At 51.2% G+C, this 811-nt stretch carries 1 rRNA gene; it reads right to left on the reverse strand.

Annotated elements, in window-relative coordinates:
* Positions 1–811 (reverse strand): 23S ribosomal RNA (locus ACTRWF_RS19635); the annotation flags it as partial.

The following is an 811-nucleotide window of genomic DNA, read 5'->3' on the forward strand; positions in this document are numbered from 1 at the left end:
CTTTCACTTGGACAACCAACGCCAAGCTTGCCTAGCCTTCTCCGTCCCTCCATCACTGATTATATAAGTACGGAAATATTAATCCGTTTCCCATCGACTACGCATTTCTGCCTCGCCTTAGGGGCCGACTTACCCTGCCCTGATTAGCATGGGACAGGAAACCTTGGTCTTCCGGCGTGGGAGTTTTTCACTCCCATTATCGTTACTCATGTCAGCATTCGCACTTGTGATATGTCCAGCAAGCTTTACAACTCACCTTCATCCACTTACACAACGCTCCCCTACCCAGCATGTAAACATGCTGCCGCAGCTTCGGTATATTGCTTAGCCCCGTTACATCTTCCGCGCAGGCCGACTCGACTAGTGAGCTATTACGCTTTCTTTAAAGGGTGGCTGCTTCTAAGCCAACCTCCTAGCTGTCTGTGCCTTCCCACATCGTTTCCCACTTAGCAATATTTTGGGACCTTAGCTGGCGGTCTGGGTTGTTTCCCTCTCCACGACGGACGTTAGCACCCGCCGTGTGTCTCCCGGATAGTTCTCATTGGTATTCGGAGTTTGCAAAGGGTTGGTAAGTCGGGATGACCCCCTAGCCTTAACAGTGCTCTACCCCCAATGGAATTCGTCCGAGGCTCTACCTAAATAGATTTCGGGGAGAACCAGCTATCTCCCGGTTTGATTGGCCTTTCACCCCCAGCCACAAGTCATCCCCTGACTTTTCAACGTCAGTGGGTTCGGTCCTCCAGTTGATGTTACTCAACCTTCAACCTGCTCATGGCTAGATCACCGGGTTTCGGGTCTATACCTAGCAACT

Source organism: Alteromonas sp. G5_S2_22_S1 (assembly GCF_054968525.1).